This is a genomic window from Cellulomonas sp. P5_C6, assembly GCF_054049635.1.
Window position 1 is genome coordinate 1 of record NZ_JBFULZ010000102.1, and the last position, 14,322, is coordinate 14,322.

Annotated in this window: 15 protein-coding genes; 11 read left to right on the top strand and 4 right to left on the bottom strand. The window is 74.5% G+C overall.

Annotation, left to right across the window (positions count from 1 at the left end; genetic code table 11):
* The 5 genes from ACXJKG_RS12635 to ACXJKG_RS12655 all read left to right on the top strand — a co-directional run.
* Positions 1-233, top strand: a 233-nt coding sequence (locus ACXJKG_RS12635) for a hypothetical protein (RefSeq protein ID WP_456846109.1), incomplete at its 5' end; no start/stop codon positions are given.
* Positions 234-269: 36 nt separating this feature from the next.
* On the top strand, positions 270-782 hold the full coding sequence (locus tag ACXJKG_RS12640) for a YbjN domain-containing protein (protein ID WP_456846110.1): 513 nt from the start codon (positions 270-272) through the stop codon (positions 780-782).
* Positions 783-787: 5 nt separating this feature from the next.
* Entirely contained in the window at positions 788-1,744 is a 957-nt protein-coding gene (miaA, locus tag ACXJKG_RS12645) for a tRNA (adenosine(37)-N6)-dimethylallyltransferase MiaA (RefSeq protein ID WP_456846122.1), read from the top strand.
* On the top strand, positions 1,741-2,697 hold the full coding sequence (gene dapF / locus ACXJKG_RS12650) for a diaminopimelate epimerase (protein ID WP_456846111.1): 957 nt from the start codon (positions 1,741-1,743) through the stop codon (positions 2,695-2,697). The genes miaA and dapF overlap by 4 nt, the downstream gene beginning before the upstream one ends.
* The gene (locus tag ACXJKG_RS12655; protein WP_456846112.1) at positions 2,694-3,023 is read left to right on the top strand and encodes a thioredoxin family protein; all 330 of its coding nucleotides are present in this window, start codon (positions 2,694-2,696) and stop codon (positions 3,021-3,023) included. The genes dapF and ACXJKG_RS12655 overlap by 4 nt, the downstream gene beginning before the upstream one ends.
* On the opposite strand, the gene ACXJKG_RS12660 is transcribed toward ACXJKG_RS12655, so the two are convergent.
* Together ACXJKG_RS12660 and ACXJKG_RS12665 are read right to left on the bottom strand one after the other, a co-directional pair.
* Complete coding sequence (locus ACXJKG_RS12660) at positions 2,972-4,339, bottom strand: MFS transporter (protein WP_456846113.1); 1,368 nt, start codon at positions 4,337-4,339, stop codon at positions 2,972-2,974. The two genes, ACXJKG_RS12655 and ACXJKG_RS12660, sit on opposite strands and share 52 nt — an antisense overlap.
* The gene (locus ACXJKG_RS12665; RefSeq protein ID WP_456846114.1) at positions 4,336-4,941 is read right to left on the bottom strand and encodes a class I SAM-dependent methyltransferase; all 606 of its coding nucleotides are present in this window, start codon (positions 4,939-4,941) and stop codon (positions 4,336-4,338) included. The genes ACXJKG_RS12660 and ACXJKG_RS12665 overlap by 4 nt, the downstream gene beginning before the upstream one ends.
* Before the next feature lie 106 nt (positions 4,942-5,047).
* On the opposite strand from ACXJKG_RS12665, the gene hflX reads away from it, so the two are divergent.
* Genes hflX through ACXJKG_RS12680 form a run of 3 tightly spaced genes read left to right on the top strand, consistent with a single transcriptional unit; the run spans position 5,048 to position 9,684 of the window.
* Positions 5,048-6,571 carry a GTPase HflX gene (hflX, locus tag ACXJKG_RS12670; RefSeq protein ID WP_456846115.1) on the top strand — a complete coding sequence of 508 codons (1,524 nt, stop codon included), beginning with the start codon at positions 5,048-5,050 and terminating at the stop codon, positions 6,569-6,571.
* A gap of 29 nt (positions 6,572-6,600) precedes the next feature.
* Complete coding sequence (locus ACXJKG_RS12675) at positions 6,601-8,673, top strand: ATP-dependent DNA helicase (RefSeq protein WP_456846116.1); 2,073 nt, start codon at positions 6,601-6,603, stop codon at positions 8,671-8,673.
* Between the two features lie 9 nt (positions 8,674-8,682).
* Positions 8,683-9,684 carry an L-lactate dehydrogenase gene (locus tag ACXJKG_RS12680; RefSeq protein WP_456846117.1) on the top strand — a complete coding sequence of 334 codons (1,002 nt, stop codon included), beginning with the start codon at positions 8,683-8,685 and terminating at the stop codon, positions 9,682-9,684.
* Positions 9,685-9,723: 39 nt separating this feature from the next.
* Here ACXJKG_RS12680 and lexA read toward each other — a convergent pair whose 3' ends face one another.
* Complete coding sequence (lexA, locus tag ACXJKG_RS12685; protein WP_456846118.1) at positions 9,724-10,476, bottom strand: transcriptional repressor LexA; 753 nt, start codon at positions 10,474-10,476, stop codon at positions 9,724-9,726.
* 297 nt (positions 10,477-10,773) lie between these two features.
* Here lexA and ACXJKG_RS12690 point away from each other — a divergent pair, with 297 nt between their 5' ends.
* The 3 genes from ACXJKG_RS12690 to ACXJKG_RS12700 all read left to right on the top strand — a co-directional run bounded on the left by ACXJKG_RS12690 (position 10,774) and on the right by ACXJKG_RS12700 (position 14,143).
* On the top strand, positions 10,774-11,181 hold the full coding sequence (locus ACXJKG_RS12690) for a LysM peptidoglycan-binding domain-containing protein (protein ID WP_456846119.1): 408 nt from the start codon (positions 10,774-10,776) through the stop codon (positions 11,179-11,181).
* A gap of 374 nt (positions 11,182-11,555) precedes the next feature.
* On the top strand, positions 11,556-12,074 hold the full coding sequence (nrdR, locus tag ACXJKG_RS12695; RefSeq protein ID WP_456846120.1) for a transcriptional regulator NrdR: 519 nt from the start codon (positions 11,556-11,558) through the stop codon (positions 12,072-12,074).
* A gap of 65 nt (positions 12,075-12,139) precedes the next feature.
* The gene (locus ACXJKG_RS12700) at positions 12,140-14,143 is read left to right on the top strand and encodes a S9 family peptidase (RefSeq protein ID WP_456846121.1); all 2,004 of its coding nucleotides are present in this window, start codon (positions 12,140-12,142) and stop codon (positions 14,141-14,143) included.
* Between the two features lies 1 nt (position 14,144).
* Here ACXJKG_RS12700 and ACXJKG_RS12705 read toward each other — a convergent pair whose 3' ends face one another.
* Positions 14,145-14,306 carry a hypothetical protein gene (locus ACXJKG_RS12705; protein ID WP_456846123.1) on the bottom strand — a complete coding sequence of 54 codons (162 nt, stop codon included), beginning with the start codon at positions 14,304-14,306 and terminating at the stop codon, positions 14,145-14,147.
* Positions 14,307-14,322: the final 16 nt, after the last annotated feature.

Sequence of the window (14,322 nt, forward strand, 5' to 3'; positions counted from 1 at the left end):
CCGTCGGCCACGACGCCCGCGTGCTGGCGGACCTGACCGACGCCGGCACCGCGGCGCGGGCGCGCCTCGCGCAGGACGACCCGACGCTGGCCGACGAGCTCGCCGTCCGCGGCTGGGCGCCGTGGCAGGTGCTGCTGGGCGCGGCCGGCGACCGGCCCGTCGACGCCACGGTGCTGGCGGCCGGCACCGAGCTGGGGGCGCAGCACTCCGTGCTCGTGTGGGTCGCCGGGTAAGGTCTCGCTGTCCATCCCCTGACACCCGAGGTCCCGATGTCTGCCGACGCGCCCGTGCCCACCCTTCCGCCGCTGACGATCGACCGCGTCGCCGCGCGGCTCGACGCACGCGGCTCCGTCTACGGTCGGGACTCCGACGGGGACCTGGTCGGCCGGTGGGACGGGCACCCGTTCTGGTTCATCACGATGGGCCGCGCCAAGGAGTACTTCCAGGTCCGCGGCCGCTGGGCGCGCCAGGTGCCCGCCACCGAGTTCGGCAACGTGCTGCTGGGCGTCAACGCGTGGTCGGAGACGATGGTCTGGCCCAAGCTCTACGTCCGCATCGAGTCCGAGCAGGTCGCCGTCTACACCGAGCACACGGTCGACTACGAGCACGGCGTCAGCGACGCGCAGCTGGATCTCCACATCACGGGCGGCATCGCCACCGCGCTGCGGTTCTTCGCCAAGCTCGACGAGATGTACCCCGCGGCCGCGGCGACGCAGCCCCTCCAGCCGCAGGACGCCCCGCCGATCGCGTACGACGACCCGGCTCGGCCGACGTTCGAGTGAGCTCCGTGCCGCTCGTCGTCGCCCTCGTCGGCCCGACGGCGACCGGCAAGTCCGACCTCGGGCTCGGCCTCGCGCACGCSCTGGRCGGCGAGGTCGTSAACGCSGACGCSATGCAGCTCTACCGGGGCATGGACGTCGGYACCGCCAAGCTCACGSTCGCCGAGCGGCAGGGCGTCCCGCACCACCTSCTSGACGTGCTCGACGTGCACGAGGACGCCTCGGTCGCCGACTACCAGGCCCGGGCGCGAGCGGCGCTGGACGACATCGGGTCGCGGGGCAGGAGGCCGGTCGCCGTGGGCGGCTCGGGGCTCTACGTCCGCGCGCTGCTCGACCACATGGAGTTCCCCGGCACCGACGCCGAGATCCGCGCGCAGCTCGAGGCGCGGGTCGAGGCGGAGGGGGCGCGGGCCCTGCACGCCGAGCTCGTCCGGGTGGACCCGGTCGCGGCCGACGGCATCGGACCCCGCAACGCGCGCCGGATCGTGCGTGCGCTGGAGGTCATCGCGATCACCGGCCGCCCGTACTCGGCCAGCCTGCCGCAGCACGTCTACGAGGTGCCGGCCGTGCAGATCGGCCTCGACTGCGACCGCGCGGTCCTCGACGAGCGCATCACGGATCGGGTGGACCGGATGTGGGCGCGCGGCCTGGTCGAGGAGGTCGAGCGCCTGCGCGCGCACGGTCTGGGTCGCACGGCGTCGCGCGCGGTGGGCTACGCCGAGGTGCTCGCGATGCTCGACGGCGACCTCACGGCCGACGAGGCCCAGGCCGCGACCGCCGCGGGCACCCGACGGCTCGCGCGCAAGCAGATGGGCTGGTTCGGCCGGGACCCGCGGGTGCACTGGCTCGACGCGCGCGACCCGGACGTCGTCGCGCGCGCGCTCGACCTGGTGGCCGCCGCCGACGCCGGGGAGCTCGGGCCGGCCACGGACGACCCCGCGCCACGACGTAGCCTGGGCTCATGACCGTCGTGGCCACCCCGACTCTGCACGTGACGAAGGGTCACGGGACGCAGAACGACTTCGTGCTGCTCGACGACCGCGCGGCGAGCGTCGACCTGTCCGCCCAGCTGGTCCGTGAGCTGGCGGACCGCCGGGCGGGCGTCGGCGGCGACGGCGTGATCCGCGTCGTCGCGAGCGAGCTCGTGCCCGAGGGGGTCGCCGCGCTGGCCGAGGAGCCGGCCGCCCGGTGGTTCATGGACTACCGCAACGGCGACGGCTCGGTCGCGGAGATGTGCGGGAACGGCGTCCGGGTGTTCGCGGCCTACCTCGAGCGGCTCGGGCTCTGGGACGCCGCCGACGGCGAGCTGGCGCTCGGCACGCGCGCCGGGGTCCGGCGGGTCCGGCGCGTCCCGGTGCCGACGGGCATCGGCGACGACGTCTGGTACGCGGTCGACATGGGCCTCTGGCACCTGCCGGGCGGCCCCGACGCCGCACGGGCCGGCGCGGACGCCGAGGTGGAGGTCGCCGGGCTGCAGGTCGCCCGGGCAGGGCTGAGCGTGGACGTCGGCAACCCGCACGTCGTGCTCGCCCTGATGGACGAGGGGGAGCTGACCGCGGCGGACCTGACCAAGGCCCCGCAGGTCACCCCGGTCCCGCCGAACGGCACCAACGTCGAGCTGGTGGTCCCCCTCGGCGAGCGGCACGAGCCCGACGGCTCGCTGCTCGGCCGGGTGCGCATGCGCGTGCACGAGCGGGGCGTGGGGGAGACCCGGTCCTGCGGCACCGGCGCGTGCGCCGCGGCGCTCGCGGTCCGCACGTGGGCAGGGGTCGGGGCGCCCGACGTGTGGCTCGTCGACGTGCCCGGCGGGACGGTGCGGGTCAGCGTGCTGCCGGACGGTCACGTCGAGCTCGCCGGGCCGGCCGTCCTCGTCGCGTCCGCGGACGTCGACCTGTCCGCGCTGACGGCCGGCCGATGACCACCCGGCTGACCGCAACCGACCTGGGCTCCGCRCTGGGCGAGCGCGCGACGGTCGTGCAGTTCTCCAGCACGTTCTGCGCGCCGTGCCGGTCCACCCGCTACGTCGTCGAGCGGGCCGTCGCCACCACGGACGGGGTGGTCTACGTCGACCTCGACGTCGCCGACCACCTCGAGCTGGGCGAGCGGCTCGACATCGACGTGACGCCCACGGTGCTGGTGCTCGATGCGCACGGAGTCGTGGTCCGGCGGGCGTCCGGCGTGCCGACGCTCGCTCAGGTGCGCAGCGCGCTCGATGCCGCGGCGTCGGTGCCGTCCGGCGTCTGACGCCGCCCGCTGCCCACCCGCGGCGCCACCAGCGCCGCCCCCACGGCGAAGACCGCGGCGACCGCGAGGGCCGCCGTGAACGGGAAGCCGTCGGCCGTCGCGAACGCCAGCCCGGTCAGCGCGAGGGCGATCGCGCCGCCGATGGAGTCGGCGATCGAGAGCGCCGAGCTGTTCACCCCCTGGGTGCCCGGCGCCGAGTACGCCAGCACGAGCACCGTCAGGCGGGCGTACCCGAGTCCCATGCCTGCGCCGGCGAGCGCCCACGACGCGATGKCGACGGCCGGCGGGAGGTGCCACGCGGCGGTGACCAGCGACCCGGCCACGGCCAGCACCACGAGCACGGTGCCGATGACGATGGCGTCGCGGCTCGGCAGCCGGTCGCCGAGCCGTCCCTGGAGCCAGGCGGTCGCCACCCACGCCACGCCCGCGACCGTCAACGAGATCCCCGCGGTCGTCGGCGAGAACGCGTACTGCTCCGTGAGCAGGTACGGCAGGTAGACCTCGGCGCCGAAGAACGCCCCCGCGACCAGGCCGCGCACGGCGATCACGCTGGGCAGGCCTCGGGCGGCGCGCAGGGTCCCGGTGGGCACCACCGCGCGCAGGGCGACCAGGGCGACGGCGCACGTGCCGACCGCGAGCACGACCGACCAGGGTTCCGGCAGGTGCGAGGCCAGGTTGAGGCCGAGCACCGCCGCGGCCGCGAGGGTCGCCCAGGCGAGCCGGCCGCGCGGGGCGGGCTCGCCCGGCGTCTCGGGCGGACCGATCGCGCGCAGGGGCGCGACCAGGGCGAGCGTCGCCGGCACGACCAGCACGACGACGCCGAGGAACACCCACCGCCAGCCGAGGTGCTGCGCGACGGCGCCCGCACCGGACGGCCCCACCAGCGAGGGGACCAGCCAGGCGGCGGCGAACCACGCGAAGATCCGGGGGTGCAGCGCCGCCGGGTACAGCCGGGCGACCACGACGTACAGCGCGACGGTCATCGCCCCGCCGCCCAGGCCCTGGACCAGCCGCCCGACGACGAGGACCTCCATCGTCGGCGCGAGGCCCGTGATCGCGAGCCCCGCCGTGAAGAGACCGACCGCCGCGAACAGCGGCGCGCGCGGGCCGCTCCGGTCGCTCCACGGGCCCGCCACGACCATGCCGACGACGCCCGTGGCCAGCGGGCCGGCGAACGCGAAGGCGTACAGGGCTGCACCGTCGAGCGCGCGCGAGACGGTCGGCATCACGGTCGTGACCGCCATCGACTCGAACGCGACCATGAAGAGCAGGGCGCACATGCTCCACGTGGTGGTGCGCAGCTCCCGCCAGGTCATCGGTCGCGCACGGCGAGCACGCGGAACCCCTTCGCGCTCGCGGTCCGGTCGACGACCACGCCCAGCTCGGCCGCGATCCAGCGCTGCAGCGAGTCGGCGCCGAGGTTCTTGCCGACGACCAGCTGGGCCTCGCCGCCCGGTGCGCGCCGCCCGAGCCAGAGCGTGAGCATCGCGTGCAGGGCCTCCTTGCCGACGCGGATGGGCGGGTTGGACCAGATCGCCGCGAACGCGACGTCGTCGGGGACGCCGTCGGGGGTCACGGCGCGCACGTTCGTCGCCCCCAACCGCTCGGCGTTGCGCCGCGTGAGGTCCAGTGCGCGCTCGTTGACGTCGACCGCCCAGACCCGGGCGCCGGGCGACTCCAGGGCGAGCGTCAGCGCGATCGGGCCCCAGCCGCAGCCGAGGTCGAGCAGGTCGCCCTCCGCCGGGGGAGCCGGGACGTGCTCCAGCAGCACCCGGGTGCCCAGGTCGACGTGGTCGGGCGAGAAGATGCCGCCGGCGGTCTCCACCTCGACGTCCCGGCCGGCCAGGCGGACGCGCAGGAGCCGTCGCTCGTCGGGGGAGGCCGGCTGCGCCGTGAAGTAGTGGTCGTGCTCGCTCACGGCGCCGACGATACCCACGACCGCGCGCTCGGCCCGCAGCGAAATGCCTCGTCGGCGTCCGACCCGTCGTGCGACCCTGGAGGCACCGCACGAGAAGAGGAACCCCTTGACCGACCCGCAGCACACCACCCGCGAGACCGACGAAGCCCCGCTCGAGCGCTCCGCGCAGGACGTGGCCGACGACGTCGTGGCCCGGGTGCTCGCCAGGGCGGGGAGCTCGCTGCACGCCGGCGGGACGGTGCACTCGTCGTACGACGGCGACCAGCTCGAGCTCGAGGAGCGCACGTCGCTGCGCCGCGTGGCCGGTCTGTCCACCGAGCTCCAGGACGTCACCGAGGTCGAGTACCGCCAGCTGCGGCTGGAGAAGGTCGTCCTGGTGGGGGTCTGGGGCTCCGGCACGGTCACGGACGCGGAGATCTCCTTGCGCGAGCTCGCGCAGCTGGCCGAGACGGCCGGCTCCGAGGTGCTCGACGGGCTGCTCCAGCGGCGCCAGAAGCCGGACCCGGGCACGTACCTGGGCTCGGGCAAGGCGTCCGAGCTGGCGGCGCTCGTCGCGAGCGTCGGCGCGGACACGGTCGTCGTCGACGGCGACCTGGCGCCGTCGCAGCGGCGCGCACTGGAGGACATCGTCCGCGTCAAGGTCATCGACCGGACCGCGCTGATCCTCGACATCTTCGCCCAGCACGCCAAGTCGCGGGAGGGCAAGGCCCAGGTCGAGCTCGCGCAGCTCGAGTACCTGCTGCCACGCCTGCGCGGCTGGGGCGACTCGATGTCCCGGCAGGCCGGTGGCCAGGTGGGCGGCGCCGCGGCGGGCATGGGCTCGCGCGGTCCCGGTGAGACCAAGATCGAGCTCGACCGCCGGCGCATCCGCAACCGGATGGCCAAGCTGCGCCGCGAGATCGCCGCGATGGAGCCGGGCCGCGTGACCAAGCGCGCGTCGCGCAAGAAGCACGCGATCCCGTCGGTCGCCATCGCCGGCTACACCAACGCGGGCAAGTCCTCGCTGCTCAACCGGCTCACGCACGCCGGCGTGCTCGTCGAGAACGCGCTGTTCGCCACGCTGGACCCCACGGTCCGCCGGGCCGAGACGGTCGACGGACGCATCTACACGCTCGCGGACACGGTCGGTTTCGTCCGGGCGCTGCCGCACCAGCTGGTCGAGGCGTTCCGCTCCACGCTGGAGGAGGTCGCCGACGCGGACCTGATCCTGCACGTCGTCGACGCGTCCCACCCGGACCCCGAGGGGCAGATCGCGGCCGTCCGGCACGTCTTCGCCGACATCCCCGGCGCCATGGACGTGCCCGAGATCATCGTGCTCAACAAGGCGGACCTGGCCACCCCCGAGGCGATCGCCCGGCTGCGCTCGCGCGAGGTGCACTCGATCGTCGTCTCCGCGCACACCGGCGAGGGCATCGACCAGCTGCAGGCCCTGGTGGCCGACCAGCTCCCGCGGCCCGGCGTCGCGGTCGACCTCGTCGTCCCGTACCACCGCGGCGACCTGATCAGCCGCGTGCACGAGCACGGCGACATCCAGATCGAGGAGCACACGGCCGACGGCACGGCGATCCGGGCGCGCGTCGACGCCGGTCTCGCCGCCGAGCTCGAGTCGGCCGCCCTGCCCCGTCCGTGAGCGTCGCCGGCCACCACTAGGCTGACGCGGTGCCCGACGCCGACCCCTCCGTCGAGAACCTGCTCGACGTCGCGGTCGAGGCCCTCGGCGGTGTCCGTCGCGACGGTCAGCACCAGATGGCCGTGGCCGTCGCGGAGACCATCGACAAGGGCGAGCACCTGCTCGTGCAGGCGGGGACGGGCACCGGCAAGTCGCTCGGGTACCTGGTTCCCGCGTTGCGGCACGCGGTCCTCGAGAACGAGCACGTCGTCGTCTCCACGGCCACCCTCGCGCTGCAGCGGCAGATCATCACGCGCGACCTGCCGCTCGTCGCCAAGGCCCTCGAGCCTCACCTGCCCCGCACGCCGTCGATCGCGCTGCTCAAGGGCTGGCACAACTACCTCTGCGTGCACAAGGTCGCCGGCGGCTACCCCGAGGACGACGCGGGCACCCTGTTCGACCTCGGCGAGCACGCGGGCGCGGCGGAGCACCCGGCGCCGGCGCGCACGGGGGCGACCGGCCCGTCGGAGAGCCTGGGCGAGCAGGTGCTGCGGCTGCGCGAGTGGGCGGAGGAGACCGGTACCGGCGACCGCGACGACCTGGTGCCGGGCGTGACCGACCGGGCGTGGCGACAGGTGTCCGTGACCTCGCTCGAGTGCCTGGGGAGCAAGTGCCCGATGCTCGCGGAGTGCTTCCCCGAGAAGGCCAAGGCGGCGTCGCGCGAGGCGGACGTCGTCGTCACCAACCACGCGATGCTCGGCATCGCCGCGTCGGGGTCGCCCGGCGTGCTGCCCGAGCACCAGGTCCTGGTCGTGGACGAGGCGCACGAGCTCACCGACCGCGTGACGGCCCAGGCGACCTCCGAGCTGTCGGTGGGCACCATCGAGCACGCGGCGCGGCTGGCCCGTCGGCACGGCGGCGTCCCGACGACGGACCTCGACTCCGCGAGCCAGGCACTGGCCACCGTGCTCGTGGGGTTGCCCGAGGCTCGGTTCCGGGACGGGCTGCCACCCGCGGCCCGCGATGCCGTGGCCGGCGTGCGCGACGCCTCCCGCACCCTGCTCAGCGTGCTCAAGCCGGAGACAGGGCCCAACGCGCCCCCCGAGGGCGGCCGCAAGATGGCGCAGGCGACCATGCTCGCCCTCCACGAGGTCGCCGACCGGATGGCCGCCGACCCCGACGACAACCGGCACACGGTCCTGTGGTGCTCCCGCAGCGAGGACCGCCGCGGCGGCGTGCAGACCCGGTTGTTCGCGGCGCCCCTGGCCGTCAACGGGCTCATCCGCACGCACCTGCTGGCCGGCCGGTCCGGCGTGCTCACGTCCGCGACGCTGGAGCTGGGTGGCTCGTTCGACCCGATCGCGCGCGCGGTCGGCCTCGAGGTGCGTCCCGACGCCGAGCCCGTCGGCCCCACGTCCCTCGATGGCGGGCAGGCCGCGCCGCCGAAGGGCGCGCCGTGGCACGGGCTCGACGTCGGCAGCCCGTTCGACTACCCGAAGCAGGGGATCCTCTACCTGGCGCGGCACCTGCCGAAGCCCGGCCGCGAGCCGGCCACGGAGGCTCAGCTGGACGAGATCGCCGAGCTGGTGACGGCGGCCGGCGGCCGGACGCTCGGCCTGTTCTCCTCGCGACGCGCCGCGAACGCCGCCGCGGCCGCCATGCGCGAGCGCCTCGACGTCCCGGTCCTCGTGCAGGGCGACGACCAGCTGCCCACGCTCGTGTCGCAGTTCATCGCCGACGAGCCCACCTGCCTGTTCGGCACCCTGTCGCTGTGGCAGGGCGTCGACGTGCCCGGTGCGACGTGCCGGCTGGTCATCATCGACCGCATCCCGTTCCCGCGGCCCGACGACCCCGTGAGCTCGGCCCGGTCCGACGCGATCGAGGCGGCGGGCGGCAACGGCTTCCTCGCGGTGTCGGCGACCCACGCCGCGCTGCTGCTGGCCCAGGGTGCCGGCCGGCTGATCCGGACCAGCGAGGACCGCGGGGTCGTCGCCGTCCTCGACCCGCGGCTCGCGACCGCCGGCTACGGCAGCTTCCTCACCCGGTCGCTGCCGGCGTTCTGGCGGACCACCGAACGTGCCGTGGCCGTCTCGGCCCTGCGTCGGCTCGCGACCTCCGGATAACCTCGAGGGATGACCGAGAGCCTGGACATGGAGGACGTGGGCCTGACCCCGTTCCGCACGCCCCGTCGGACCTCGAAGCTCGCGATCGTGGGGGCAGGTGCCGTCGGGTCGACGATGGCGTACGCGGCGCTCATGCGTGGCGCCGCCCGCTCGGTCGCCCTCTACGACATCAACGCGGCGAAGGTCCAGGCGGAGGCGCTCGACCTCGGGCACGGCATCCAGTTCATGCCGATGGCCGAGGTGGTCGGGTCCGACGACATCGCCGTGTGCGCCGACGCCGACATCGTGATGTTCACGGCGGGCGCCAAGCAGAAGCCCGGGCAGTCGCGGCTCGAGCTGGCCGAGGCGACCATCGGCCTGGTCCGCGCCGTGCTCCCGTCGCTGGTGGAGGTCGCGCCGGACGCCGTGTACGTGATGGTGACCAACCCGGTCGACGTCGTCACCTACGCCGCCCTGCAGATCTCCGGCCTGCCGAGCACGCAGCTGTTCGGCTCGGGCACGGTCCTGGACTCGTCCCGACTGCGCTACCTCATCTCGCAGTACACCGGCGTGGCCGTGCAGAACGTGCACGCGTACATCGCGGGGGAGCACGGCGACACGGAGCGGCCCCTGTGGGGCTCGGCGACCATCGGGTCGGTCCCGCTGCTCGAGTGGTCGGGGCCGGACGGGAGCCTCGCGTTCACCCCCGAGGTCCGGGAGGAGATCGCCAACGAGGTGGTCGGCTCGGCGTACCGGATCATCGAGGGCAAGGGCGCGACCAACTACGCGGTCGCCCTGGCCGGCTCGCGGATCATCGAGGCCGTGCTCAAGGACGAGGGGCGAGTGCTGCCGGTGTCGTCGCTGCTCGACGACTACTACGGGATCAGCGACGTCTGCCTGTCCGTGCCGACGATCATCGGTGCGCACGGCGTGGGCAAGCAGCTGCCGGTGCCGCTGTCGGACGAGGAGCTCGCAGGGCTGCGGACCTCCGCCGACGCGGTGCGCGCGGTGGCGCGGCGGTTCGGGTTCTGAGCCGCCGGCGCCGGACCGAGGTCCAGCGCCGGCGGGACGTCAGAGGCTGCGCAGCACGCTGACGACGCGGCCGAGCACCGTGGACTCGTCGCCCGGGATCGGCGAGTACGCCGGGTTGTGCGGCATCAGCCAGACGTGGCCGTCGATGCGCTTGAGGGTCTTGACCGTGGCCWCGCCGTCGATCATCGCCGCGACGATCTCGCCGTTCTCCGCCACCGGCTGACGGCGGACCACGACCCAGTCGCCGTCGCAGATCGCCGCGTCGATCATCGAGTCGCCGCTGACCTTGAGCAGGAACAGGTCGCCGTCCCCGACCAGCTGGCGGGGCAGCGGGAACACGTCCTCGACGACCTGCTCCGCGAGGATGGGCCCGCCCGCCGCGATCCGGCCGACGACCGGGACGTAGGACGGTGCCGGCATGCGCTCGCCGTCGCCCGTGTCGGGGAAGCTGGACCGGCTGCCGTCCGGCGCGGTCCATGTGCCGACGCCCCGCGAGTCGTCCGCGTGCACGACCTCGATGGCCCGGGGGCGGTTGGGGTCGCGGCGCAGGTACCCCTTGCGCTCGAGAGCCGTGAGCTGGTGCTTCACGCTGGACGGGCTGGTCAGGCCGACGGCCTCCCCGATCTCACGCATGCTCGGCGGGTAGCCGCGGGACTCCACCGACGTCCGGATGGTGTCGAGCACGAGCCGCTGGCGGGCCGTGAGGCCGTCCGGGCCCGGCGCGCCGTCGGGCAGCGCGTGGATCGTCGCCAGGTCCTTCTCGGGCTGGGACGTGTCCCGTGAGTCCGTCACTGCGCTCCTCCTCCGTCCGGCGGCCGCCTCGCGGCCTTCTCCGCCTGCTCCAGCCGGCGTCCCGCGTGCCCTGACCTGCGGCGACGGGGGCCCCCGGCGGTCGTGTCAGTGGCTCGTGGTGCGCTTGTGCTGCATCGCCAGCCTAGGGATGTTGGGACGGAAGATCAAACATCTGTTCGATCGTGTCTCGACAGTGTCGGTGGATGCTGGTAGACATCGTACAGACGTTCGACGAACAAGCGTTCGACGATCAGCGGTACCCCGGGACCCCCGGGCCGAGCAGGAACGAGAGACGCGATGAGCGCGATGGTGATGGGACCCGCGATGCCGAGGATCGCGACGTCGAGCACCCGCAGCACCCGCAGCACGGCGAGCGCCCCGAGCGCCCGCACTGCCGATGCCGGCCGGTCCGCGGCGCACCTCCGGCTGACCGCACGCGGCCGGGCCGTCCTGTGGGTCCTCGCCGTGCTGCTTGTCGCGGTCGTGACGCTCATCGGGGGCCGGGCGGCCGCCGACGGACCGGTCGGCGCGCAGGAGGTCGTCCGGCACACGGTCGCGCCGGGGGAGACGCTCTGGCAGATCGCCGAGAGCGTGGCGGGCCCGTCGGACGACGTGCGCGACGTCGTGTTCGACCTCGTGCGCCTCAACGAGCTTCCGGACGCCGGTCTGATGGCCGGCCAGGTGATCGTGGTTCCTGCCGGTTGAGCAGTCGCGCCTGGGGGCGCCCGCCGTGCCGGCCTCACCAGGCGAGCGGGGGGGCTTGCGCGAGGTGCGGGACGACGGGGCGCGAGCTCCGGCACGGACCCGCTGTACGGCGCGGCGCCGAGGCGAGTCGGCCCGTGACCAGGGACGGGGGCGTCCCCGCGAGGGCGGTCATCCACGGGTGGCCGCCCTCGTGCGTTCCCGACCGAGCGGGAGGTGCGCGCCTCCGCCGGCCGTGCGCGCGAGGACCGCGGTGCGTGTCGCCGCCGACGACCTTGCACCGCCGCAGAGCGTGGCCTAGCGTCACGGGGGCGTCCACGACGCCACCGCCGCCGGTCGACGTCCGACCCCGGCGCGCCAGCTCGAAGGGGATCACGGTGCACTGTCCGTTCTGCCGTCACCCGGACTCGCGGGTCATCGACTCGCGGACCTCGGACGACGGGTCGACCATCCGGCGGCGACGCCAGTGCCCGCACTGCAACCGCCGCTTCACCACCGTCGAGACCGCGAGCCTCTCCGTCGTCAAGCGCTCCGGCGCCACCGAGCCGTTCAGCCGCGAGAAGATCGCCGGCGGCGTGCGCAAGGCGTGCCAGGGCCGTCCCGTCAGCGAGGACGACCTCGCGCTGCTCGCGCAGAAGGTCGAGGAGACGCTGCGCAGCGCCGGCTCGGCCGAGATCGACGCCTACGAGATCGGGACGGCGATCCTGGGACCGCTGCGCGAGCTCGACGAGGTGGCCTACCTGCGGTTCGCCAGCGTCTACCAGGCGTTCGACTCGCTGGAGGACTTCGAGGCCGCGATCACGGTCCTGCGTGCCGAGCGCGAGGGTGCCGACGACGGGGAGCTCGCCGACGGATCCGTGGACCCCGTGGACTCCCAGGACGCACGGACCAGCTGACGGCGACGGGGTCCGTGCGATCCGTCGGTTCGATTTCTGTCGGTGGCAGCACGTAGGTTCGTCCGGTGCTTCCTGCTGACCTCGAGCTCCTCCATGTCCCCGGCGCCCCTGCTGTCCTGCCGGACGGCAGCCGCGCGATCGTGTCGGTCGTCCGGCCCGACCTCGCCACCGACGAGTACACCGGCCACCTGTGGTCGGTCGACCTCGTCGGCGACCAGGCACCCCGCGCGCTGACCCGCGGCTTCCGCGACACCGCACCGGACGTCTCGCCCGACGGGCGCTGGGTGACGTTCCTGCGGTCGGAGCGCGACGGCAAGCCCCAGGTGTTCGTCGTCGAGTCCGCCGGGGGCGAGCCCGTGCAGCTGACGGACGCCCCGCTGGGTGCCGCGGAGCCCCGGTTCTCGCCCGACGGCACACGGATCGCCTACGTGGCCCGGGTCCCGGAGCCGGGTCGATACGAGCCCGACGGCAAGCCCGGGTCGGAGGGTCCGCGGCACATCACCGAGCTGAAGTACCGGGCCGACGGCATCGGGTTCGTCCGGGACCGGCCGCAGCACGTGTTCGTCGTCGACGTGCCGGTGGACGGCGAGCGTCCGGCGACGCTGCCGGAGCCGGTGGCGCTGACCGCCGGGGAGGTCGCGGTGTCCGGCCCCCGGTGGCTGCCCGACGGCACGGCGCTGGTCGGTGTCTCCGCGCGGCACGCGTCGCGCGAGTCCGACCTGCGCAGCGACGCGGTGCTCATCGAGGCGTCGCCCGACGGCGACCCGGTGCCGCCGGTGCCTCTCACGGATGCCGACGCGGGCAGCACGCTCGGCGTCGAGGCCGTCCTGCCGTCCCGCGACGGGAGCACGCTCTGGCTGCTCGCCGGCGACCTCGGCACGTCGGGACGTGACTTCGTGGCGTCGCAGGTGGGGCTGTTCCGCCTCCCGCTCGACGGTTCCACGGGCGGGGCCGGTGTGCCCGAGCGCCTCACCGACCTCGAGTCCGACCAGCTCACGGGCGTCCTGGTCGAGGTCGACGGCGAGCCGGTCGTCGGGGTGGAGCGCCGTGGCGCCCAGCACCTGGTCCGCGTCGCGCCCGACGGGACGCAGACCACGCTCGTCGGTGGCACGTCCGTCGTGACCGGCGCGGCGGTGGCGGCGGGTGCCGCGCGCGCCGTGGTGGTCGCCGCGTCGCCGACGTCCTCGGGCGAGGTGCTGGCCGTCGACCTCGGCACGGGAGCCGTCGACGTGCGCACGGAGCTCTCGGGCCCGCTGCAGGCCACCGGTAGGGCGCGGGTGCCTGCGGAGCTGCTGGCGACCGCGCCGGACGGCTACGAGGTGCACGGATGGCTCGTGACGCCCGACTCCGACCGGTTCGGCGCCGGGCCGCACCCGACGATCCTCATGATCCACGGCGGCCCGTTCGCGCAGTACACGCACGGGCTGTTCGACGAGGTACAGGTGCTCGCCGAGGCGGGGTACGCGGTCGTCTACGGCAACCCGCGGGGGTCGTCCGGGTACGGGCGGTCCCACGGCCTGGCCATCCAGGGCGGTTTCGGCACGGTCGACACCGAGGACGTCCTGGCGCTGCTCGGTGCCGCGCTGGAGGACCCGGCGCTGGACGGCGAGCGGGTCGGCGTCATGGGCGGCTCCTACGGCGGCTACCTCACCGCCTGGCTGACCACGCGCACCGACCGGTTCGCCGCCGCGATCGTCGAGCGCGGCTTCCTCGACCCGGTGAGCTTCGTCGGGTCCAGCGACATCGGCTGGTTCTTCGGCACCGCGTACCTCGGCGACGCCGCGGACGAGCACGGTGCCGCGGCGGTGGCGGCGCAGTCCCCGATGGCGCACGTCGGGTCCGTCCGCACGCCCACGCTGGTCATCCACTCGGAGCAGGACTGGCGCTGCCCGGTCGAGCAGGGCCAGCGGTGGTTCGTCGAGCTGAAGCGCCGCGGCGTCGAGGCCGAGCTGCTGCTGTTCCCGGGCGAGGGGCACGAGCTCACGCGGTCGGGGAGCCCGACGCACCGGCAGGTGCGGTTCGAGCACGTGCTGCGGTGGTGGGAGAAGCACCTGCCCGTCGGGGGCTGACCTACCGGTCGCTCGAGCGCACGCCCCACATGTTGATCCCGGCGTCGAYGGCGTGCGGCTCGATCGCGGCGATCTCCTCCGGGGTCAGCGGCGCGAGCTCGACGGCGGCGAGGTTCTCGTCCAGCTGGTCGACGGTACGGGCGCCGACCAGCACGGACGTGATCCGCGGGTCCCGGAGC

Excerpts from the sequence above, each read along its gene's own strand:
- ACXJKG_RS12640 (WP_456846110.1), top strand. The coding sequence starts at position 270 with ATGTCTGCCGACGCGCCCGTGCCCACCCTTCCGCCGCTGACGATCGAC.
- dapF (WP_456846111.1), top strand. The coding sequence starts at position 1,741 with ATGACCGTCGTGGCCACCCCGACTCTGCACGTGACGAAGGGTCACGGG.
- ACXJKG_RS12680 (WP_456846117.1), top strand. The coding sequence starts at position 8,683 with ATGACCGAGAGCCTGGACATGGAGGACGTGGGCCTGACCCCGTTCCGC.
- ACXJKG_RS12690 (WP_456846119.1), top strand. The coding sequence starts at position 10,774 with ATGAGCGCGATGGTGATGGGACCCGCGATGCCGAGGATCGCGACGTCG.